Here is a 20572-nt window from a genome sequence, read left to right on the forward strand (position 1 = left end):
CCGCCATGACTGACACCCTGAGCCCCCGCCCCGACACGGCGCCGGCCCGCATGCCGGGGCGGCCGCGGCCGCAAGCCCGGGACCGCCGTCGGCGACTGGAGCCCCCGGCTGCCGCCGGCACGCGCGCCGTCCCTGGCGCCCCGGCCCTGCGGATGCGGCTGGAACTGGCGGGGCTGCTGCTGGCCACGGCCGTGCTGTACCTGTGGAACCTCGGCGCCTCCGGCTGGGCAAACGCGTTCTACTCCGCGGCGGCCCAGGCCGGGTCGCAGGATTGGGCGGCCTGGTTCTTTGGCTCCTCCGACGCCGCCAACGCCATCACCGTGGACAAGCCGCCGGCGTCGCTGTGGGTGATGGGCCTGTCGGTGCGGATCTTCGGGCTGAGCTCCTGGAGCGTCCTGATGCCGCAGGCTCTCATGGGGGTCGGCACGGTCTGGCTGGTCTATCTGGCCGTCCGCCGGGCCGCGGCCCCCGCCACGGCCGACGCCGGCCTGGCCCACCGCGCGGGGCTTCTCGCCGGTGCGGTCATGGCGCTGACACCGGTGGCCGTGCTGATGTTCCGGTTCAACAACCCCGACGCCCTGCTGGTGTTATTGATGACCGCGGCCGCCTACGCCGTCTTGCGTTCCATCCAGGACGCGCGCGTGCGCTGGCTGCTGTTCGCCGGGGTGCTGCTGGGCTTCGGGTTCCTCACCAAGCAGCTGCAGGTCCTGCTGGTTGTCCCCGGTTTCGCCGTGGCCTACCTGCTCGCGGCGCCGGCAGCGGCAGGCAGGCGCATTCTTCACCTGCTCGGCGCGGGCGCGGCGATGGCCGTCGCCGCCGGGTGGTGGCTGGCCGCCGTCGAACTCATTCCCGCGGCGGACCGCCCGTACATCGGCGGCTCGCAGAACAACTCCATCCTGGAACTGACCCTGGGCTACAACGGCCTGGGCCGGCTGAACGGCGATGAAACCGGGAGTGTGGGCGGCAGCAACGGCTGGGGCACGCCCGGGCTGTTCCGGCTCTTCAACAGCGAGTTCGGCGGCCAGATCGCCTGGCTGCTGCCCTCGGCGCTGCTGCTCGGAGCGGGGCTGCTCTGGCTGGGCCGCCGCGCGCCGCGCACCGACCCGGTACGGGCCTCGGTGATCATCTGGGGCTCCTGGGTTGCCGTTACCGGGCTGACGTTCAGCTTCATGGCCGGGATCATCCACCCGTACTACATGGTGGCGCTGGCGCCCGGGATCGCCGGGCTCGCCGGGCTCGGCGGCGTCCTGCTCTGGCAGCGACGGAACCAGCCCGTGGCCGCCGCCGTCCTCGCGGTGGCGATCGTGGCGGCCGGCGCCATGGCCGCCGAACTCCTGGTCCGCACCGCGGCGTACATGCCGTGGCTGCGCTGGGTGACGCTGCTGGGCGCGCTCGCCGCCGCCGGCCTCGTGCTGGCCGCAGGGGCCCCGGGCGCCAAGGGGGCCGCGGGGGTGAAAGGGACGGGGATGATGGCGTCCAAGACGGTGGCGCGAACGACGGCGGCGCTCGCCGTCGCCGCGGCCCTCGCCGGTCCGCTGGCCTACTCGCTGTCCACCGCGGCCACGGCCCACAGCGGCTCGATTGTCAGCGCCGGGCCGTCCGTGTCCGGACGGGGCGGGGCCGGGATACCGCCGGCCCTCGGCGGCGCGGCAGGAGGCGGCTTCGGCGGTGCCACGACGGCCAACGGCACAGGCACAGGCACAGGCCGCGGACCAGGGGCGGGCGGAATGGGCGGCCTGCTCGGGGCCAGCACGCCGTCGGCGGCGCTCGTGGCCGCGCTGCAGACAGATGCCGGGCCCTACACGTGGGCCGCCGCCGTCGTCGGATCCAACAACGCCGCCGGCTACCAACTGGCGACGCAGCTCCCGGTGATGGCCGTGGGCGGGTTCAACGGCACGGACCCCGCACCGACCCTGGCGCAGTTCCAGCAATACGTGGCCGACGGCCGGATCCACTACTTCGTTGCCGGGCGCCTGATGCAGGGCGAAAGCGGAGCCAACGATGCCGCGCAGATTGCCGCCTGGGTGCAGGACAACTTCACCGCCCGGACCGTGGGCGGGACCAGCGTGTACCTGCTGGCCGGGTAGGCGGGCGACGCCGCCGGGTCCGGGCCGGGCGGCGGCGGGGCTGGAAGGTGGGGGCTAGAAAGTGAAGGACAGGGTGCGCATGCCGGCGCCGGTGACGTGTGTGGTCACGGCAACCCCGGAGTAGTCGGGAATGTGCAGCACACCGTCCGGCAGTTCGCCGGCATTGGGCCCCACGGCCACGGTCCGGACGCCGGCGGCGATGCCCGCGGCAATGCCTGCCGGGGCGTCCTCGAACACCACCGCATCGGCCGGGGCGACACCCAGCAGGGAGGCCGCCCGGAGGTATCCCTCAGGGTGGGGCTTGCCCCGCATGACGTCCTCCGATGTGACCGAGACGGCCGGGACGCCGATCCCCGCGGCTGCCATCCGGACCCCGGCCAGGTCCCGTGACGCGCTCGTCACCAGCGCCACGGCATCCGGCGGCAGGCTCGCCAGCAGCTCCGGCGCGCCGGGAACCGGAACAATGCCCCGGGTCTCGGCCAGCTCCATCCGGCCGAGCTCGGCCGCGAGGGCCTGGATGTCGGAACCGGCCGGAGCAAACCTGCGGACGGTGTCCATGGCCTGGACGCCATGGGAGGAGCGCAGGATCTCGCCGATGTCCAGGCCGTAGCGGGCCGCAAACGTGGTCCACACCTGCTCCACGATGCTGGTGGAATCCACCAGCGTGCCGTCCATATCGAACAGGACGGCGCGGGCGGTCAGGGTGGTGGTGCCGGAACGGGATGGAGAGCTCATGCCTCCATCCTGCCGCATGGCCCCGGGTCAGCCTGCCGCGCGGAGCCTGCCGGGATCAGCCGTTGGGCCGGTGGGGGATGTACTGCACTGCCCACTTGTTGCCGTCAGGGTCGGCGAAGTGGACAAAGTGCCCCCAGTCCTGGACGTCGACGTCGCTGACGTCCACTCCGTTGTCCTTGAGCTGCTTGTGCGCGGCCTGGATGTCGCTGACCACAAGCTGCAGGCTCGGTGCGGTACCGGGCGGGGCGTCGTTGAGGCCCTCACCGATGGCAATCGAGCAGCCGGAGCCCGGAGGCGTCAACTGGACAAACCGGAGGCCCTCCATGGGCCGTTCGTCGTAGTCGGCGTTGAAGCCCACCTTATTGACGTAGAAATCCTTGGCCCGGTCCACATCGGACACCGGCACAAACACGAGTTCAAGTTTCCAATCCATGGCGCACAGGCTAGCGCGGTCCGCGGCGGCGCGGAAGGGATCCTCCGTGTTGCGCCTCGGCGGAGCGTTTCCTAGCCGGCGATGCCGTACAGGCGGTCTCCGGCGTCGCCCAGGCCGGGCACGATGTAGGACTTCTCGTTGAGCTTCTCGTCGATTGAGGCCAGGACGATTGTCACGTTGGCCTCTGAAAGCTCTTCCTCCAGCTTGGCCAGGCCCTCCGGGGCGGCAAGCAGGCAGATGCAGGTGACGTCGGAGGCGCCGCGCTTGAAGAGGAACTTGATGGCCTCGCGCAGGGTCCCGCCGGTGGCCAGCATGGGATCGAGGACGAAGATCTGCCGGTCCGTGAGGTCCTCGGGGAGGCGCTCGGCGTAGGTGATGATGTCCAGGGTCTCTTCGTCGCGGGCCATGCCCAGGAAGCCGACCTCGGCGGTGGGGACCAGCTTGGTCATGCCCTCGAGCATGCCGAGCCCGGCGCGGAGAATGGGGACCACCAGGGGGGTGGGCTTGGTGAACGCGGTGCCGACGGTGGTGCTGACGGGGGTCTCGATGGTCACCGGTTCGGTGCGGACGTCACGCGTGGCCTCGTACGCCAGGAGCGTGACAAGCTCCTCGGTGAGCTGGCGGAAGACCGGGGACGGGGTGTTCTTGTCCCGCAGAACGGTGAGCTTATGGGCGACCAGCGGGTGGTCCACAACGAGAGTGCGCATGGGTCAAAACTATCACCCGGATGCTGAAGACCGTCCCGCGGGGCCGGAGGTATCGGCGTCGTTCGTCCCTGCCTGTGCAGTGCCTACGGCACTGCCTTTGGTGGCGCCTTCATGCAGGTGGGCGGGGTGCTCAAAGGTCGGTGCGGCGCCGGCGTGTTCGCGGTGCCGGAGCACGTGGAAGAGCCGGTGGGCCAGGATCACGATCCCCACCCACGCCAGACCAATGACCCACCCGACGATCACATCGGTCATCCAGTGATGGCCCAGGTAGACCCTGCTCAGGCCCATCGCGACGATGAAGATCACACCAGCGGCGATCAGGGCGATCCGGGCGCCGGTCCGCTTGATGTGCAGGCAGGCCAGGTACACCACGAGCGCGATCACCACCGTGGTGTTCAGCGTGTGGCCGCTCGGGAACGACGGCGAGTTCTCGTAGGGCGGCACGGCGTCGGCATGGTCCGGGCGGGTCCGGCCGATCAGTTTTTTGCCCAGGGACGTGGCCGTCACGGAGACCGCGGCTGCGCCGCCGATCAGGATCAGCGGCCGCCACGACCGGGAGGTGTAGATGAGCACTGCCGTCAGGATGCTTGCCAGGATAGGCATCCCGATGCCGCCGCCGATGTTGGTGAATCCCGTGATGAACGCGTCGAGGCCGGGGTTGCGAAGCTGCTCCATGAACGCCAGCGCCGGCTTGTCCAGGTTCGCCAGGCCCGCGTCGTCCACCACGTTGTCGTAGACCTCGGCACTCGTCAGGGCCAGGATCACCACCACCACGCCGCCGATCAGCATGGTGATCCACAGCGCCGCGTAGGGCACCACCCATTTGCCCCAGCGCTCCGTCAGCCAGTTCTCTGTTCTGGTGGTCACGGCCGTCTCCCGAATATTTGACTATTTGAACCCGTGGACTGCGCAGCCGGGCTGCACAGCATGCTTAGGATCGAAACTATCATTGACCCATGACTGCCCCTGAGCCCCGCCATGCCCAGTGGATGGGCCTTGCCCTGGTTGAGGCCCGGAATGCCCTGGCCACCGCAGACGTGCCGATCGGCGCCGTCGTGATCGGGCCGGACGGTTCGGTGCTGGGCACCGGGCGAAACGAACGCGAGGCCCTCGGGGACCCGACGGCCCACGCCGAGATGGTCGCCATCCGGGAGGCCGCCGCGCGGTTGCGGTCGCACCGGGCCCTGGAGGGCAAGGGCGACGACGGCTGGCGGCTGGAGGACTGCACCCTGGTGGTGACGCTGGAACCCTGCGCGATGTGCGCTGGAGCGATCGTCCTCGCCAGGATTCCGCGGGTGGTGTTCGGTGCCTGGGACGAGAAGGCCGGCGCCGCTGGTTCCGTGTTCGACATCCTCCGCGAGCGCCGGCTCAACCACTGGGTGGAAGTGGTTGCAGGCGTCCGTGAGCAGGAGTGCGCAGCGCTGCTGCGGGACTTCTTCGCCGGGCACCGCGCCTGATCCGTTCCGGCTAGCCTGCGCCGCCGGCAGATGACGCGCCGGCCGGTGACGCTGAGGCTGCCGCGGAAGCCGCGAGCCCATCGATCCGCTTCTGCCGGGAGGCCGGAGAGTCCAGGCTGAAGGCCCGGAAATCACCGAGGTCCTCGCGGATCCAGGCTTCCACCTCGGCGATCCGCTGCGTCACCGCGGGCGTGGGGCCGTGGAACAGCCAGGGCACGATCCGTTCCTGGGCCGGATCGTATTGCCAGAGTCCGATGATCAGGCCGCGGTCCAGGATCGGGTGGTCCGGGAGATCCGCCTGCAGCGCGAGCGACCCCAGTGCCGGCTTGTGCAGGTCCTCCTCGGCCAGCAGGTCCGCCGCGTTGCGGCGCAGCAGGAACAGGGAATCCGTTCCTGCCAGCAGCTGGATCTGTTCCCCCGCCGGCTCCTCGAAGGCGGCGAGGCTGCCGAGGTCCTCGGGCAGAATCCACAGCGGGTCCCCGCCGCCGGCGGCTTGTGACCCGGCCATTACTGTGGACAAGGCGGTGGGCACCTCGACGGCGCCGACGGCGGCGAGGGCCGCCTTGCTTTGCGCCACGGTGAACCCCGTAAACCATTGCGACTGTTTGAAGGTGGCCCCGCCGGTCCAGCCCAGGTAGCGGCGGATCAGCTCAGTGCGCGCATCCTCGTCGTCAAGATCGCTGGGCGGCAGGCCCCACGGCTGGTAGGCGTAGCGCTGCTGGTCCAGACGCCCGTTCGCCGGGACCCGGCGGATCCGGCCGTCGGACTGCAGGATCCCCAAGGCGGTAGGCAGAGTGGTGGTGGCGCCCTTTTTCTTGCCTTCCTCCCCCAGGTTGCGCACTGAATCGCCGAGCTCGTCCTTGAGCTGCCGCGGATCCATGGGCCCCTCCGCCTCGGCGAGGGTGTGCAGCACCTGCTCTTCCAGCAGCGTGATCTCGCCGCGGTCCACGCCGAGCCGGCCGACCACCTTGAACGCGGACTCGGCCGCGTCCCGGCCCAGCTGAAGCGCCCAGGCGAAGTCTTCCCGGCCCAGGACGTAGGTGCAGCCGCGGGCGACCGGAAGTTCCAGGATCCGGTGGGCGAGGACGTCGGCGTCCACCTCGTCGCGGTGGATCCCGGCGCGGGCGAAGAGCGTGAGGTAGGGGTTGGCGCCGCCCACGGACCGGGCCCAGCCTGCCCGGGCAAGGACCTGCTCCGCCGTGCAGCCAGCCAGCGAGCCATCCAGGCCCTGCCGGTGCCAGGACCATGCCCGGAGCCGCTCCGGGGTCAGGCTCTGCGGCTCCGGCAGGTTGACGGGCTTTTCTACCGACGGCGATTGCGTGGCGACAGGGTGGGTGCTCATGGGCTCATTCTCCAACAGCTTCTCTGTCAGCGGTATCAAGAAGCCGTATCAACCCGCGCCGTCTGGTTTCTGGGCGGCCCGGTTTCGTCGGGTTCTGTGGGTTCCGTGGGTTCCGTGGATGCTGTCGGTTCCGTCGGTTCCGTCGACAGGAAGCCCAGAACGGTCCGGGCGGTGGCGTCCCAGCCGGGCAACCGGCCCCGGGCGGCCGCTGCCGCCTCCCGCCAGCGGTCCCTGAGGCCGGGGTCGTCCAGCCAGCGGCGGAGCAGGTCCGCCAGCGGAGCGGGGTCCGTTCCGAGCCCGACGGCGGCGCCCGGCAACCCGGGCGCCGGAAAGTCCGGCGGACTGTCCGGCGTCGGACTGCCGGCCGCCGGCGGCCCGGGCCGGGTGCCGGCGGCGAGCGCCTCGACGGCTCCGGTGCCCTCGCGCACCACCACGGGAATGCCGCGGGCCAGCGATTCGGTGACCACCAGGCCGTAGGTTTCGGCCCGGGAGATCAGCACGCTGAGATCGGCCGCATCCCACTCAGCATCCAGTGCCGGGCCCCGGAGCTCGCCCGGGATGCGGACCCTCCCGGCCAGGCCCAGGCGTTCCACGGAGTTCCGGAGCTGCGCGGCGTAGGCCGGATCGGCGGTGTCCGAGCCGATGAGGGACGCCGTCCAGGGCACATCCGTGAGCCGGGCGAGCGCGTCCAGCAGGAGCGACTGGTCCTTGTTCGGCAGCAGGGCCGCCACGGCGATGAGGTGCGGAGCGCCGGTTGACAGGCTGCCGGACGCGAGCGGCGCGGGGGCGGTCCCGGGCAGGGCCACCCGGAGGCCGTCGAGGCCGTGGCGGGCGCGGATGCCCGCCGCGGCCGAACCGCTCGTGCAGATGACGCCGGCAGCGGCCCGCAGGGCCCTGCGTTCGCGCTCCGCGTGGTCCGGCAGGGGCATGTGCAGCAGGATCCAGACCCGGACCCCGGCCGCGGCAGCCGCTTCCAGCTCGTCGGGCGCACCGCAGGCGAGGAGGCTGTCGACCACCGTCACCGTGCCCCAGGTTGCGGCGCCGGCAGTTGCAGGGCCGCCACCCCCGGCCGGGCCGCCGTCGGGCCCGGCGTGCAGCAGCGTGGCCAGGCGCCGCCGGTCCGCCGCGCTGCCTCCCGGCCAGTCGCCGTCGAGCGGGCAGGTTTCCACCGCGGCACCGAGGGCCGCCAGTTCGGCGGCGAGCGCCGCGTTGTAGACGTTGCCACCGGAGTTGTGCCGGACGTTGCCGGGCACCACAAGACGGATACGAGGGCTGGCCGGCGGCATCTGCGGCGCCTAGCGGGCGTCGAAGTCCAGCGAGTAACTGGCCCAGGCATCGGGGGTCTCGCGCAGGGTGACGTCCAGCCCGGCGAGGTCGCGTCCGTCCGCGCCGACGCGGATCTGGGCGGCGACGGCGTCGGCGATGTACCGGGCGAGGGCTTCGGTGGTACTCAGCTTGCCGGAGAAGTCCGGGTGCTCGTCGAGGTTCTTGTAGTTCAGCTCGTCCAGGATCTCGTCCACCGCGTCCCCTGCCGCGCCGATGTCCAGCACAATCGCGTCGTCGTTGAGCTCACGACGGCGGAATGTCACCTCCGTGACGAACGTGGCCCCGTGCAGGCCCTGGGCCGGGCCGAAGACCTCGCGCGGAAGGCTGTGGGCGATCATGAAGTTGCGACGGACGGTCAGACTAAACACGGGCTACCTCGTGGCTTCGGTGGGCTGGTCGGCGGATTTGAACTCGGTGGGCTGGTCGGCGGCTGGAGCGTCCCCGGACGGGTATTCGATGACGTGGCACAGGGCGTCCAGGTTGCCGTCGGCGAGGCGCTGGACGACGCCGGGGAGCTCTGCGAACGTCGAGGAGCCGGTCAGGAAGACATCGAAGACCGGATCCTGCAGCAGGGACACGGCGAGTGCGAGACGCTCGGCGTTGGTGCGGCGGTGCCGGCGGGCGCGGGCCACCATCCCCACCTGGCTGGCGCGGATGGACAGACGGCGGGCGTGGAAGTCCTCCCCCAGTGGGAGGGAGATGTTCCGGTCGGCGTACCAGGACATTTCGATGATGTCGCCGTCGTCGCCCACCAGCTGCAGGCTTCGTTGCAGCCCTTCCTGCGAGGCCGAGCAGTGGATCACGATGTCGCAGTCCGGGAGGGCGTCGTCGGGGTGGCTGAAGTCGACGCCGAGGGCGTCCGCGAACGCTCTTTTGGCGGGGTCGACGTCGATCAGTTGCAGCCGCGCGAGCGGAAACCCGGCCAGGAGCTTGGCCACCATGCCGCCGACCAGTCCGGCCCCAATCACGGCAACCCTGTCGCCCAGGCGGGGTCCGGCCTCCCAGAGGCCGTTGATCGCGGTTTCCACGGTGCCGGTGAGCACTGCGCGGCGGGCCGGGACGCCGTCGGGAATGATAGTGAGGGCTTCGACCGGGACGATGAAGCGGTCCTGGTGCGGATAGAGGCAGAAGACGGTCTTCCCGGCCCAGCCCTCCGGTCCGTCCTCGACCACCCCCACGGTGAGGTAGCCGAACTTCACCGGGTACGGGAAGGACCCCTCCTGGTTGGGGGCGGCCATCGCGTTGGCGACGCACTCCGGGACACTCGCGCGGTGGACTACCAGTTCGGTGCCCTTGCTGATGCCCGAATACAGGGTCCGGACCAGTGCTTCGCCGGGTCCGGGCGCGGGCAGGTCCTCGCTGCGGAGCTCGCCTTGTTCCGGGCCGACGGTCCAATAGGCGGTGGCCGTGGCGTGCTGTTCAGAAGTCGTCATTGTGCTTACGAATCTAGTGCCCGGGCTGTTCGCGGGGAAGGGTGCCGGGTTCCGGCGAGTCGGTGTGCGGGTGCTTCTGGGGCTCGTTTTGTGGATGGGCGCCTTGCTCCGGTACCCTAGTCAGGTTGGTGACGTGTCCGAGCGGCCGAAGGTGCAACACTCGAAATGTTGTTTGGTGTAAAAGCCAACGTGGGTTCAAATCCCACCGTCACCGCCAAGTGAGAAGGCGTCTACATCGTTGATAACACAGCGAAGTAGGCGCCTTCGCTTTTTGTAATTCAGTCCCGTGAGCGCGCTGTGAGCGCAACCTGTTGTGATGCGGCGGCATCGAGCGCGACGGCTACAGCGTCGAGATCATCCGGGAACAGGTCGGCGTAGGTGTCCAGCGTCATTGTTGCGGACGCATGCCCAAGCATTGCCTGGACGCTTTTCACGTTCGCCCCCGCTGAGATCGCAAGGGAGGCGGCAGTGTGGCGCAGGTCGTGAACGGTCATGCGCTCTAGACCGGCGCGGCGAAGGGCGTACACGAACCAGCCCCTGCTGGTCTGGCTTGTACCGCCCCGCTTCATGTACTTGCCATCGTCCCCCGGGAACAGTAGGTCGTCAGGGTGCTTACCTGACATCTGCGCGGCGAGCGCATCAGCCAGAAACGCCGGGAACGGCACGCTGCGTTTCTTGTGCGTCTTGGGAGTGCCAACCTCGATCTTGCTGCCGACTTCGACGGCGTTCAGAACCACGTTGAGGCGTCGGCGCATGGGGTTCACGTCCTTGACGCGCAGGGCTGTGACTTCACCCCAGCGCAGGCCCGTGTAGGCAAGAACGAGAACGAGAGTGCCGTGCTTCGCCTCGGTGGCGAGATCGTGCACCTGCTGGTGGCTCAGATACACGTGCTCCTTCTTGACCTTGCGGGGCATCTTCACTCCGCGTGCGACATTCGAGGACAGGCGTCGGTCCTTCACGGCAATGTCCAGAATTTTGGCGAGGATGCCGTAGCAACGAATGACAAGCGTGGCGGATTTCTCGGCGCTCAGCGTGGCCACCCATGCCTGCACGTCGGAGTGCCGGATGTCGGCGATGGGAGTCTTGCCCCACCTGGGTTCAACGTGGACCCTCCATGCGCTTTCAGTGGGCCGGAGCGTTGACGGCTTGATGTGGGTGAGGTTCTGCAGCCATTCCTCGCCTAGGACTGACACCGTCGCCTTTCCCGCAGATACGTTGATGAACTCTCCCCTCGCCTGCTCCACGACATTCTGCGACTTCCACAGCTCGGCGTCGCGCTTGGTCTTGAAACCGCGCTTCATTGACGTCGTGCGGTCGGGCTTCCGGTACCGGACCGTATAGGTGCCGCGTGCTTCATCTTTGGAGATCGTCGCCATGTCACGTCACCAGCTCTGCCGCGCACCGCACGCGCACGCACGGGTCATCATGCCCACCCACACCTGCAATCGTCCGTCGGATGCCCAGACGGTATCTGTACGGGTCACTGCTATGCATTTGTCGATTCCTGTTTGAGGAGTCGGCTCGCACTGGACTGACTGACGCCCAATACTTCCTGAATCAGCTTTAGCTCCGGCTGACCAAACGCCCGCGCAATGACGAATAGCCGTTCAGCTTGCGTCCGCCGCCAAACCTCAAGGTCCTGCTTCTTGTGGGGTACACGCTCCCAATAGAGTTCCCCATCTTCAAGCGTCACGCGGTCCGAATAAGGGAGCTTATAGTCGCCGCCACCCTGAAGCCCGAAGTTGGTCTTCCGCATGACTTCCCCGAACGCTTCCTGGACCCGCACCCTTCTGAGAATGGTTCCAGTGATGGGTTCCGCCCCTTCCCCCCTGACGACCGTCAAACGGCGTATCTCGTATAGCTCAGAGCTGGGGTTGAAGTCGGCCACAAATTCAACCGCCATTGATCGATCGCCATAAGATCCCGAGTTCTTGACTTCTGCCGGGAACTTGAGTCCCGCGCTTGCATTGACGTTTTTCATTGCATCTGACGCTAACAGATGTGAGCACGCTACAACAACGAGGTCTCCAAAAATACGACCGTTTGACACAAGATTCTTCCCATGATTGGGTGTGATCACGACACCGCCTGACGACATCATTCGAATCAGGTGCCCAACAGAAGGAATGCCCAATGAGCAGGAAACGCCCGGAGGATCACCTCGCCTCGAATGAGGTTCTCTACCGCCCAGATATGGCGGCGAACTACACCGGCTACAGCCGCCAGACGATGGCCCAGTGGCGATACCTCGGCAAGGGCCCCCGGTACCTCAGGCCGACTCCGCGCACGATCATCTACCGCAAGTCGGATCTCGATGCATGGCTATCAGCCAGTGTCGTCGATCCTTCCGCCAACTAATCCAGCAAAAAGCCGGGTTCGACCCGAAACGACAAAACCCGGCTCTTGCTTCAAAACGAAAGGTGTGACGGTGAGCATCCGAACACAAATCCATACTAGGACGGGCGCCTCGGGTCGCCTGAGGCGGAAGAGAAGCCCCTCCTTGGAGATCGAGGTTGACTTCAGCCTCATCACCGAACATCCCCCGCAGGCAAAGGCGCTCCGGATACCTGCCGGTGTGAACGAGATGACCGCGCTCGACGCGGCGCTAGCCTACGCGAGGGCGGGCATCTATGTAGGACCGCTTGCACCGGGCACGAAGAATCCGGGCTCACTCTTGAAGCAGGGATGGGACCAAAAGACCAGTACAGATCCGCGTGTTATTCGAGCATGGTACGAAAAGTCGCCGGACGCCGGAGTGTTCATCCACGCAGGTCGAAGCAGGCTGGCCATATTCGACTTCGACGGCGACAACCTCGACGATGTTCCGCCCGAGATCGCCCATGAACTACGCAAGGGATTGTTCCACAGTTCCCGCGGTTCCAGTGACCGGGGGCACTACATTTTTAGCACTGATGAATCACTTGGCAACTCCCCCGGTGGGTTCGCCCCATGGGGTGACTTCCGAGGCAAGAATGGTGTCATCGTTGCCTCCCCCACTGTCCATGTAGTGACGGGAACGCCTTACAAATGGGTCAAGACTGGGGAAGTACCGAATCTGGGAACCAGGCTGCGGAGTCTCGTGCAATCTGTAGGAACAGGTGCGAACGAGCCGCTATCACCGGCCCACCTCGCGACCTTCTGCCAGGAACACACCGCGTCCAGGCACCCCTCCAAGCTCGACGGGCCGCTCAGCAGCTTCCGAACCCGAGTTAGCGAAGGCGAATCTCGGCACGGAGCAATGGTCGCCGTTCTGGGCTGGGCCGTCCGCGAAGTGCGCGCTGGCGATTACTCCGCCGATCAAGCAGTTGAAGCCCTCAAAGGGGCATGGGACAAGGCCTTCTCACCGGCCCAAGGTCGTACGCCACATGCCCAAGAGTTCGACAACATGGTTAGGTGGGCCGCCGCCCAGCCCGATGCTCGCGAAGTTGCCGATGAAATCTGGGCAATGTCCGAGGTTATGGGCCGAATAAAGCGCTTCGCCAACGATCATGGCGTAGGTCCTTTCGGCATGTTGGGCCTCGGCATCATCCGTGCGTTGCTGGCAATACCCGCCTATGTGTGCCTTCCGGATACCGTCGGGGCTCCCGCACCTCCAAACCTCCACTTAGCGATTGTTGCGAAGTCCGGTGCCGGCAAGGGCATGAGTGAAAAACTAGGTCGGCGTCTTTACACCATCCCTGCATCCGTCGAAGAGGACGTCTTCCAAGGCTCCCCAGGCTCTGGAGAAGGTGTCGCCAAGATGTTCGGCTCGCTTCAACCTGTCGACGGCCAGAAGGGGTTTGAAGTTGTCTACGGCTACTCCCGGGTTCTCCTCTCGGCCCCCGAGGTCGACAGCTTGAAGGCGATGTTCGGCAGGGACAGCAGCACACTCTCTGAGACGCTGCGCAAGGCTGGTACCGGCGAGGCGTTGGGCTACGGGTACGCCAACAAGAGCAAGAACGTTCCCGTCGGCGATGATCGCTACCGCCTGTGCATGCAGGTAGGGGTGCAGCCTCTGCGAGCCGACGCGCTGTTCAGCGAAGCGGGAGGTGGCCTGCCCCAGCGCTTTATCTGGGTGACTGTAAATGATCCCCATGCGGTGGATACGGACCCTGGCTCCAGAAGCAACGAAACCATCGCGCTGCCCGAATGGCCGCAGGAGCGTCACCGGACTGAACGCTGGAAGTCCAAGATGGGCGAGGCTGCAAACTACGAAGAGCTGACCCAGGTCACTATCCCCAAATCTGTTGAAACCATCATCCGTTCAGAGAACTTGCGCAGACGCCGTGAGAACCCGTTCGAGACCGGAGATAGCGATAAGTACGACGGGCACCGCTTGTTGGTGATCGAGAAGGTTGCTCTCGGTATTGCTGTCCTCCACGGGAAGACCCACGGTTTCGACGAAATCCATTGGGAAATGGCGCAGCGCTTCATGACTCACAGCGACTGGGTCCGGGAAAGCACGGAACAGGTCATGCGGGGCGAGGCCCAGAAGAAGCATCTGGCCCGAGCCAAGGCTGAGGGCAAGGCTGCCGTGATCCGGGACGACGCCGCCCATAAGACCATGCGCCGAGAAGTCCGCGAAGTTGTGCTTGAACTCCTGAAGCAGGGACCAAAAACGGGCGCCGCATTCTCGAAAAAGTTTGGAGAGGCCAAGCGCAAAATGCTTCCCGAGGTGCTCGACGACCTCCGACGGGTCGACAAGTTGATCACACGACAGCGCGTGACATCCGGAAATACCGAGGGGTGGCGGTACTCCATGCGATAGAACACAGCCACCCGTCCTCACACCGCAAGACCCGCAATCCGAAAGGAAACCAATCATGAATGAACAACCAACCCCGTACACGCCGCCCCAACGACGCTTACGCGTCACCGTCGTAAAGGGTGCGTCAGTCCCGCCCGTGACTCTGTCGCCGCTCGCCAAAGGCATGGTGACAGGCACGTTGGGCAACGTGCCCCTATCGTCTGTCGTGTACGCCCAGCTCGCTACAGCGCACCATGTCGATGCGCCGCTCGCCTGGGTTAGAATCAACGACTCCGTCGAAGTGCTGGGGCTGCTCGAAGGTCGGCCTGTACGTACGTCTGCCGCTATCGATGGTCTACCCCAGCTGATCCTCACGGACGGTGTGCGATGATCACCGCCCTGTTCCGGAAGGTTCGGACTATGTACGATCCGCTGCCCGATATGCCGGGCAAAGCGTGGCGCGGGGCCGAAGTCAGTACTCGTCGGGCTCGAAACGGAGAATTCGTGATGCGGCTCAATGGTTACTACTTCACGACCGACATGTTTCACGCGCTGCCTGAGCACCGCGATTGGAATTCGATCTACAGGGGTGAGGTCAGGATCGTCGGCCACGTTGAACTCAACTGGCACATGCTCGACCTCGTGTTGGTGGACGATCACGGTCACGCCAAGTCCGCGTCCATCGACTTCCTATCCGCATGGTTCAAACCCCTCAAGCTCCGGACGTTCCTGTTCAACGTTTGGCGACAGTCCCCCGTTATCCGACTCAACAACACCCCTTATAGGAGCACCAAGTGAACACGAAGGAAGCAATGGCCGCCTACCGCGATGGAACATTCGAGAAGAAGGTCAGCGCCGAACGCCGCCAGACAGCCAAGGATCGCCAGTCCACAGGCAGCGTCCAAAAAGGTCGTGACCTCTACGAATCCATGTACCCCAAGAAGAAGGAGCAGTAATCATGACCATCACAGCAAAGGCTTATGCCCACATCCCCGGCTTTGAGGACCACACCAAGGCCGAGCAACGCATCAACGAAGAGATCAAAAGGAACCGAGGCATCAAGTCCGAAGCACCGATCTCCGCCACGGACTACATCGAAGCGGCGCTGGCCGGGGAGGGCTTCCCAAAGGAACCTTATTTCCACAATGAGGAGATCAGGTCCGAAAGGCTGAATGCCGGAGTCCGCGCACAGATGCTCAAGGATGCATCGAAAGCCGTCCAAGAGCGGAAGCGCGATCTGATTCGGGACAACTCCGACGCTGCGCTCGGTTACCTCCGTGCCGAACTCGCCACACTGATGCACGATGTGCGGGCAATTGATGAAACCCTCGGCCACATCCGAGCAGCAGAACAGGTTCTTGCGGCCGACGACCCGCAGGTACTGTCGGCTTGGCGCGCAACCGGAGAACTGGTCGCCCGCTATGTCGAAATCCGTGGTCTTCAGCACGCCTTCACGGTCCCGAGCCTGGGCGACGGGGAGAAGTTCAAGATCCCTGCTGTCGGGCACATCCGTAACTCCTTGGAACAGTCCGACTACTGGCTCAGCAAGCGTGAGAAATCATCCGGCCACCGAGCAGCCAACGATCCGCTGTCCGGCGTAAGGAACTTCGACGCTTGGCTTGGGACGGGAGGAACTTCACCGTTCAAGCACAGCACCTCAGACATCCCCAGCACTGACAGCACAGGAAACCCGGTCAACCCTTGGGACTACCTCGTCTGGCTCGCGACCGTCGCCGAACCGTGGGTGCCGTCCGTCTCCGACCTCGTCGCCGCCTTCGACGCTGCCAACCTCGCGGTCGCTGTGACGGATTACGCGAAGTTCCGTATACAGGAAGTAAACCGGGCCAAGTACTTCGGAGTCATTGGTGTTCGGCCCCTGATCGACTACACCGATGGCCCCGCGGACGAGAAGACTGATCGCAAGGTCCGCCGCGCCTCGTGGGGTGAAGCCGGAGCGCGGGCAATGACCTCCTAGCCGTCTATAAACCGCGATACCCCGTGCCGCTCGCAGGTACGGGGTTTCGTGGTGGATAGCCGTACCGTCAGTGCCGAAGTGACGTACTGCACCGGCTCCGAGCAATCGCCCTAGCATCAGGTCCTCATGGCCACGATCAGCTGCCCTGCGGTAAAGACGCACGCTAGGACGGTAAGGAACAGCATCAGCAAGTTGAAGTTGCGCTGGGAGTTCCCCGACGTCGCGATCACAGTTGCCATTTCATTTATCGCATTGGTCTGGGTCTCCGTCAGGCTTACAAGTGCATCCAACGGATTGTCCTGTTCCTTCGTCCCCGTCATTCCCGCAAGGTCCTGATTCGGACGCTCTTTTGATGTCGATGCCACGATGCTGTTGACTTCGCTCTGCTTGCTGCGCAATGACTTGAGCAGTTCGTCTAGCTCAGGGGTCCGGATCTTCCTCAGTGCAGTTCGCATCTGGGCTTTTACCGGCTGCATAGCTTTCTCCACGGCCGGCTGCAACGTCGCCCGGATTGTGGCCTTGCCTTGTTCGTACTCCTCAAGTTCTTTCTGAGTGAGGGTGAGGGTGAGGGGTTGACCACTGGCTTCAATGTCGCTGATCTCCTCAAAGCGTATCCAGGACATAGTCGTGGCGGGGGACGCACCCGCTGCGCTTTCGGGAAATTTGTCGTCGTCTTTATGAGAAGTCATGGGCTCGATTATGACCTACCGAGCGCACCACCTCTGACAGCGCCCGTAGCTGATCCAGCAGACGCCAGCGTGCGCGCTCGTGCGTGATTGATCATCGAACGATCCTAGGGCGCTGACAGACGCGCCTGGGCGATGTGCTCTCCCAAACGCTCCGTCTCCGGTTTCGTTCCTAGTGTCGCTGCATGGGAACGATTGCATTGGAGAAGCACTGCAGGGTGTGCGGAGGGTTGCTGGGAAAACGTGCCCGGTCCCTGTGTTCAACCGACTGCCGGCGCAGGGGCAAAGCGGCGAACGGGCGTGCCAGATACGAGGCCAGAATAGGCCGACCGGTCACCTACACCGTTGAGTACAAGCCTCGCCGTGTCCACCGCGACGGTTCGCTGACCATCGCCCTTGGCACTGGCGACAGTCGGAGGATTCTAGATGCGGTACGTCGGCTGTCGGAGCCTGCGCCCGGTGGCTGCCTTTTGTGGATGCGGGACGATGTCAAGGGATTCGGGCGGTTCCGGTACCAAGGCAGGGACCTGCGCGTGCATCGTGTGGTCGCTCGGGCATTATGGGGCGATGTGCCGAGCAGGGTCCTACAGACGTGCGGTAACAAACTCTGCTGCGCTCCAGCCCATGTGGTGGTGGAATCATGACGTGCCTGTTCTGCGGAGATGAACTGTCTGGGACCCAAATCAAATGCTGCTCTGCGAGGGCGTGCATTCTCGCCGCGAAACGGGCTCGTGCCAAAGCACGGCGCGAGGCCGACCCGAGCAAGCGAACCGTTCGGCGCCGAAATGACGATGGACGGACCTGGGACTTTCCACCGGAGCTGGAGTACCTCAATCAAGACCCGGGTATGCCGACACAGCACATATTCCATATGCGCAGCAACCCTTGGGTCCGTCGTCTGGCACTGCTACGCCGAAAGGAGCGGGCAGCCCGGTTAAAGACGCGACTGGATTCGCTGGCTAAGGCAACAAAGACGGCTGGGTGGGGACAAGCGAAGTCCGATTGTTCAGGAACGTGAAGAACCGCGTCACAATTTCCGTGGCAGTGGCTGGCTGATACAGCTCCCGAACGGCACGGTGAGGTTGACCTCCAAACGCTGAGTGAAGGTTGGCCGCCTGGTACACCCTTTCAGCATCCGTACCGGACGCCGTCAAGACGTGAACTTCAAACTCGACTCTCGGTGCACCCAAATGCCCTTCCAAGAGCAACTGCATCACGTTCGCCTCGTACAGGGGCTGGTAGATTCGGTCAGAACGCAGGCTTGCCTTCAACGCCATCGCAAGGATAATTTCTCCGGGTTCTACCTGCCCCTCCAGCTTGCGGTAGGCCGTTGCCAACATCTGTTGCTCCGTAAGTCCCAATTTCGTAACGGGTGTGCGCCAGAAATCGTCGTCCCACATGTGCTCGGGAAGTACCACAACAGCGAGGTCAGGGGTGGAGGTCGGCATAGTCAGATTGAAGCCGGTCAGACGTTCGCGCATCTTTTCGATCTCTTCCTGAGCGCTCGGCACCAAGAGCCGCACCCAGTCATAGCTTCGGGGAAGATTAAGAACGACAACTTGTCGTTTGGGATCTGGCGCCACTCTCGGTCGGCTATAGCGTGGGGACGTGACCCAGCTTTCGCCGAGCATCGCACGATTCCAATACGCTGCAGCGTCCCAAAGGATGCCGGATGTCAGAATTTCGTACACATCGCCGGTTACCTTGGCGACAGCGGCAGGCTTGATCTCGAAGTCAGCACCGTAAAGCAAGTTCCCCTCGGCCAAGGCGTTGGAAGTGCATTGCCTCACGACATCGAGAAACGGCATCGAATTTAGGCCAGCCGGGCCCCACCCTGGCAATACCGCATCGAAGGTATATGCCAGCATGTTCTGCTGCGCCAGCCGAAATTTGGTGTCTCGGCCCTTGACTGGATTGTTGCGGCGGTCCTCGATCTGCCGCAGCCCGGTCGCAAGGGCCAGCGTGGACACTTCACTATGCCTGAAGGGCACTAGCCCATCTCCTCTGCTTGTCGAATTAGATCGGAGAGGCGATTACCCAGCGCCATTGCCAGCCTCTCTTGAACCGTGAGCGTCGGGTTGCGCCGCCCCCGCTCCAACTCACTCAGATAGCTCCGATCTAACCCTGCGAGCTCGGCCAGTTGATGCTGAGTAAGGCCAAGGTCACTTCGCGCCCGGCGCACGGCGAGCCCGAATGAGGCTGTTAGATCGTCTCCATCCACGTGTACAAGCTAACCGACGTCAGCTCCGCAACTACGCCCAACCGCGTGTCGTGACAGAAGGACCGCGAAGCTCTTTGTAGACTATAGGCAACATCCACCGGCGTAGTTACAACATTGTCGCCCCCTCGATGTAGGTTGTCTGGTGGCTATCTAAAGGAGTTTCAAATTGTCCAAAAAGACTGCAGTTTCGCTGTTCTCGGGTTGCGGTGGATTCTGCGAGGGGGTTCGTCTGGCAGGCTTTGACGTTAAGGCGGCGGTCGAAATCGATCGCTTCGCGACGCAGACCTACAGAGAGAACTTCCCCGAGGTTCCGCTTTTTGAAGGTGACGTCCACGACTTCCTCAACGCAGAGTCGGCGACCTGGGCGCGCGTCGCATCCGACTTCCCGGACGTAGAACCCGGCAAGGTGGACATGCTCTTCGGCGGCCCTCCCTGCCAAGGCTTCAGCCAGATCGGAACACGGATCCTTGACGACCCGAGGAATGAGCTCTATATGCAGTTCATTCGGGTCCTCAAGTACCTGAAGCCTCGCGTGTTCCTCATCGAGAACGTCCCGAACATGCTCCTCCTAGACAAGGGCCGGTTCAAGCGAGAGGTACTGGAAGCCCTGAAGGAAGCCGGATACAGCAACAGCAGTGTTCAAGTCGTCGTGGCGTCGGACTACGGCGTTCCTCAGCTGCGTCGAAGGGCCATGTTCTTCGGTGTTCGCGACGGTGAAACCCTAGATTCCACAGCCGAGGACTTTTTCTCGTCTGCGCTGAAGAACGAGGAGCAGGAAGTGCAGACCGTATGGGACGCCCTGCGCGATTCGCCCGAACAGACGGCAATTCACTACGAAGCCGTGGCCTACCCCCGGTCCCAGGCCAAGACGGCCATCTTGGATGAGATGCGGCTGGACAGAGACGGGCGGTGGTACACGTCCGAGTACAAGGTGGCTTCGTCTAAGTCCTCGCAGCGCCGTCTCTACAATCACCACACGAAAGATATCCAAGCGAAGCGACAGGCACTAATTGCCCTTCTTAAGCCGGGCGCCAAGGGCGACTCACTTCCAAAAGACGTATGGAACGGACTCCGCCCGGAGAAGTGGCGGAGACTTCCCTATGACCGCCCGGCTTACACGATCCTCGCTCAAATGCACCGAGACATGTCGGAGTGGGTTCATCCTCGTTTTGAGCGGTGGATCACGGTGAGAGAGGCTGCACGGTTGCAGTCCTTCCACGATGGCTTCGTCTTTCACTCCAGCGAATGGCAGATGTTGAAGCAAATTGGCAACGCCGTGCCCCCGCTATTGGGGCGTGCAGTCGCGTCAGCTGCCCTTCAGTCACTCATGGCGTTGGACGCGAAGTCCGAGACAGGAGTAGTCGACCTTCTGGATGAAGAATCCAACTGGTCGGCACCCATCGCCGTGGCTGTGTAGCGCTCGCCCAAGGTAATAGCCGACGTC

Annotated in this window: 21 protein-coding genes and 1 tRNA gene; 9 read left to right on the forward strand and 13 right to left on the reverse strand. The window is 64.7% G+C overall.

Annotated elements, in window-relative coordinates; all coding sequences use genetic code 11:
• The first annotated feature begins 5 nt into the window (after positions 1-5).
• Positions 6-2087 carry an ArnT family glycosyltransferase gene (locus tag AC1DDH_RS17370; protein ID WP_476955935.1) on the forward strand — a complete coding sequence of 694 codons (2082 nt, stop codon included), beginning with the start codon at positions 6-8 and terminating at the stop codon, positions 2085-2087.
• A 54-nt stretch (positions 2088-2141) separates the two neighbouring features.
• Here the strand turns inward: AC1DDH_RS17370 and AC1DDH_RS17375 are convergent, their stop codons facing one another.
• From AC1DDH_RS17375 to AC1DDH_RS17390, 4 genes are all read right to left on the reverse strand, one after another.
• Entirely contained in the window at positions 2142-2822 is a 681-nt protein-coding gene (locus AC1DDH_RS17375) for an HAD-IA family hydrolase (protein WP_476955936.1), read from the reverse strand.
• 55 nt (positions 2823-2877) lie between these two features.
• Positions 2878-3255, reverse strand: a complete 378-nt coding sequence (locus AC1DDH_RS17380) for a glyoxalase superfamily protein (protein ID WP_026266579.1) — start codon at positions 3253-3255, stop codon at positions 2878-2880.
• A gap of 71 nt (positions 3256-3326) precedes the next feature.
• Complete coding sequence (gene upp / locus AC1DDH_RS17385; protein WP_018774274.1) at positions 3327-3962, reverse strand: uracil phosphoribosyltransferase; 636 nt, start codon at positions 3960-3962, stop codon at positions 3327-3329.
• A 12-nt stretch (positions 3963-3974) separates the two neighbouring features.
• Positions 3975-4829, reverse strand: coding sequence for a phosphatase PAP2 family protein (locus AC1DDH_RS17390; RefSeq protein WP_476870977.1), 855 nt, complete (start codon positions 4827-4829; stop codon positions 3975-3977).
• Between the two features lie 89 nt (positions 4830-4918).
• Between AC1DDH_RS17390 and AC1DDH_RS17395 the strand changes: the two genes are divergently transcribed.
• Positions 4919-5419: a nucleoside deaminase gene (locus tag AC1DDH_RS17395; protein WP_230008679.1), complete on the forward strand. Its 501-nt coding sequence runs from the start codon at positions 4919-4921 to the stop codon at positions 5417-5419.
• A gap of 10 nt (positions 5420-5429) precedes the next feature.
• On the opposite strand, the gene AC1DDH_RS17400 is transcribed toward AC1DDH_RS17395, so the two are convergent.
• Genes AC1DDH_RS17400 through AC1DDH_RS17415 form a run of 4 tightly spaced genes read right to left on the reverse strand, consistent with a single transcriptional unit; the run spans position 5430 to position 9520 of the window.
• Positions 5430-6761 (reverse strand): DNA glycosylase AlkZ-like family protein, encoded by a 1332-nt coding sequence (locus AC1DDH_RS17400; RefSeq protein WP_476955937.1) that lies wholly within the window; start codon positions 6759-6761, stop codon positions 5430-5432.
• A 35-nt stretch (positions 6762-6796) separates the two neighbouring features.
• On the reverse strand, positions 6797-8047 hold the full coding sequence (locus AC1DDH_RS17405; protein WP_476955938.1) for a glycosyltransferase: 1251 nt from the start codon (positions 8045-8047) through the stop codon (positions 6797-6799).
• Between the two features lie 9 nt (positions 8048-8056).
• Positions 8057-8455: a 6-pyruvoyl trahydropterin synthase family protein gene (locus tag AC1DDH_RS17410; RefSeq protein ID WP_476955939.1), complete on the reverse strand. Its 399-nt coding sequence runs from the start codon at positions 8453-8455 to the stop codon at positions 8057-8059.
• A gap of 3 nt (positions 8456-8458) precedes the next feature.
• Positions 8459-9520, reverse strand: coding sequence for a zinc-dependent alcohol dehydrogenase (locus tag AC1DDH_RS17415; RefSeq protein ID WP_476955940.1), 1062 nt, complete (start codon positions 9518-9520; stop codon positions 8459-8461).
• Positions 9521-9647: 127 nt separating this feature from the next.
• On the opposite strand from AC1DDH_RS17415, the gene AC1DDH_RS17420 reads away from it, so the two are divergent.
• Positions 9648-9737, forward strand: a tRNA-Ser gene (locus AC1DDH_RS17420).
• A 61-nt stretch (positions 9738-9798) separates the two neighbouring features.
• Here AC1DDH_RS17420 and AC1DDH_RS17425 read toward each other — a convergent pair.
• Both AC1DDH_RS17425 and AC1DDH_RS17430 read right to left on the reverse strand, forming a co-directional pair.
• Positions 9799-10896 (reverse strand): tyrosine-type recombinase/integrase, encoded by a 1098-nt coding sequence (locus AC1DDH_RS17425; protein ID WP_476955941.1) that lies wholly within the window; start codon positions 10894-10896, stop codon positions 9799-9801.
• A 110-nt stretch (positions 10897-11006) separates the two neighbouring features.
• On the reverse strand, positions 11007-11501 hold the full coding sequence (locus AC1DDH_RS17430) for a hypothetical protein (RefSeq protein WP_476955942.1): 495 nt from the start codon (positions 11499-11501) through the stop codon (positions 11007-11009).
• Positions 11502-11653: 152 nt separating this feature from the next.
• On the opposite strand from AC1DDH_RS17430, the gene AC1DDH_RS17435 reads away from it, so the two are divergent.
• The 5 genes from AC1DDH_RS17435 to AC1DDH_RS17455 all read left to right on the forward strand — a co-directional run bounded on the left by AC1DDH_RS17435 (position 11654) and on the right by AC1DDH_RS17455 (position 16221).
• On the forward strand, positions 11654-11878 hold the full coding sequence (locus AC1DDH_RS17435) for a helix-turn-helix transcriptional regulator (protein WP_476955943.1): 225 nt from the start codon (positions 11654-11656) through the stop codon (positions 11876-11878).
• A 142-nt stretch (positions 11879-12020) separates the two neighbouring features.
• A complete protein-coding gene (locus AC1DDH_RS17440) occupies positions 12021-14267 on the forward strand; it encodes a bifunctional DNA primase/polymerase (protein ID WP_476955944.1) in 2247 nt (748 codons plus the stop codon).
• A 399-nt stretch (positions 14268-14666) separates the two neighbouring features.
• Positions 14667-15044: a hypothetical protein gene (locus AC1DDH_RS17445; protein WP_476955945.1), complete on the forward strand. Its 378-nt coding sequence runs from the start codon at positions 14667-14669 to the stop codon at positions 15042-15044.
• On the forward strand, positions 15041-15202 hold the full coding sequence (locus tag AC1DDH_RS17450; protein ID WP_476955946.1) for a hypothetical protein: 162 nt from the start codon (positions 15041-15043) through the stop codon (positions 15200-15202). The genes AC1DDH_RS17445 and AC1DDH_RS17450 overlap by 4 nt, the downstream gene beginning before the upstream one ends.
• A gap of 2 nt (positions 15203-15204) precedes the next feature.
• Complete coding sequence (locus tag AC1DDH_RS17455; RefSeq protein ID WP_476955947.1) at positions 15205-16221, forward strand: hypothetical protein; 1017 nt, start codon at positions 15205-15207, stop codon at positions 16219-16221.
• A gap of 116 nt (positions 16222-16337) precedes the next feature.
• On the opposite strand, the gene AC1DDH_RS17460 is transcribed toward AC1DDH_RS17455, so the two are convergent.
• The 3 genes from AC1DDH_RS17460 to AC1DDH_RS17470 all read right to left on the reverse strand — a co-directional run bounded on the left by AC1DDH_RS17460 (position 16338) and on the right by AC1DDH_RS17470 (position 19128).
• Positions 16338-16910, reverse strand: a complete 573-nt coding sequence (locus AC1DDH_RS17460) for a hypothetical protein (protein WP_476955948.1) — start codon at positions 16908-16910, stop codon at positions 16338-16340.
• Between the two features lie 956 nt (positions 16911-17866).
• Positions 17867-18877, reverse strand: coding sequence for a Cfr10I/Bse634I family restriction endonuclease (locus tag AC1DDH_RS17465; protein WP_476955949.1), 1011 nt, complete (start codon positions 18875-18877; stop codon positions 17867-17869).
• A 20-nt stretch (positions 18878-18897) separates the two neighbouring features.
• Positions 18898-19128: a helix-turn-helix domain-containing protein gene (locus AC1DDH_RS17470; protein WP_476955950.1), complete on the reverse strand. Its 231-nt coding sequence runs from the start codon at positions 19126-19128 to the stop codon at positions 18898-18900.
• A gap of 166 nt (positions 19129-19294) precedes the next feature.
• Between AC1DDH_RS17470 and AC1DDH_RS17475 the strand changes: the two genes are divergently transcribed.
• Positions 19295-20545, forward strand: coding sequence for a DNA cytosine methyltransferase (locus tag AC1DDH_RS17475; protein WP_476955951.1), 1251 nt, complete (start codon positions 19295-19297; stop codon positions 20543-20545).
• Positions 20546-20572 lie beyond the last annotated feature (27 nt).

The organism is Arthrobacter sp. 10T425 (assembly GCF_056393985.1).

Coding starts and splice junctions, on each gene's coding strand:
- AC1DDH_RS17400 (WP_476955937.1), bottom strand. CDS start 6,761: ATGAGCACCCACCCTGTCGCCACGCAATCGCCGTCGGTAGAAAAGCCC.
- AC1DDH_RS17405 (WP_476955938.1), bottom strand. CDS start 8,047: ATGCCGCCGGCCAGCCCTCGTATCCGTCTTGTGGTGCCCGGCAACGTC.
- AC1DDH_RS17460 (WP_476955948.1), bottom strand. CDS start 16,910: ATGACTTCTCATAAAGACGACGACAAATTTCCCGAAAGCGCAGCGGGT.
- AC1DDH_RS17380 (WP_026266579.1), bottom strand. CDS start 3,255: ATGGATTGGAAACTTGAACTCGTGTTTGTGCCGGTGTCCGATGTGGAC.
- AC1DDH_RS17455 (WP_476955947.1), top strand. CDS start 15,205: ATGACCATCACAGCAAAGGCTTATGCCCACATCCCCGGCTTTGAGGAC.
- AC1DDH_RS17395 (WP_230008679.1), top strand. CDS start 4,919: ATGACTGCCCCTGAGCCCCGCCATGCCCAGTGGATGGGCCTTGCCCTG.
- AC1DDH_RS17375 (WP_476955936.1), bottom strand. CDS start 2,822: ATGAGCTCTCCATCCCGTTCCGGCACCACCACCCTGACCGCCCGCGCC.
- AC1DDH_RS17415 (WP_476955940.1), bottom strand. CDS start 9,520: ATGACGACTTCTGAACAGCACGCCACGGCCACCGCCTATTGGACCGTC.
- AC1DDH_RS17430 (WP_476955942.1), bottom strand. CDS start 11,501: ATGAAAAACGTCAATGCAAGCGCGGGACTCAAGTTCCCGGCAGAAGTC.
- AC1DDH_RS17425 (WP_476955941.1), bottom strand. CDS start 10,896: ATGGCGACGATCTCCAAAGATGAAGCACGCGGCACCTATACGGTCCGG.
- AC1DDH_RS17445 (WP_476955945.1), top strand. CDS start 14,667: ATGTACGATCCGCTGCCCGATATGCCGGGCAAAGCGTGGCGCGGGGCC.
- AC1DDH_RS17435 (WP_476955943.1), top strand. CDS start 11,654: ATGAGCAGGAAACGCCCGGAGGATCACCTCGCCTCGAATGAGGTTCTC.
- AC1DDH_RS17370 (WP_476955935.1), top strand. CDS start 6: ATGACTGACACCCTGAGCCCCCGCCCCGACACGGCGCCGGCCCGCATG.
- upp (WP_018774274.1), bottom strand. CDS start 3,962: ATGCGCACTCTCGTTGTGGACCACCCGCTGGTCGCCCATAAGCTCACC.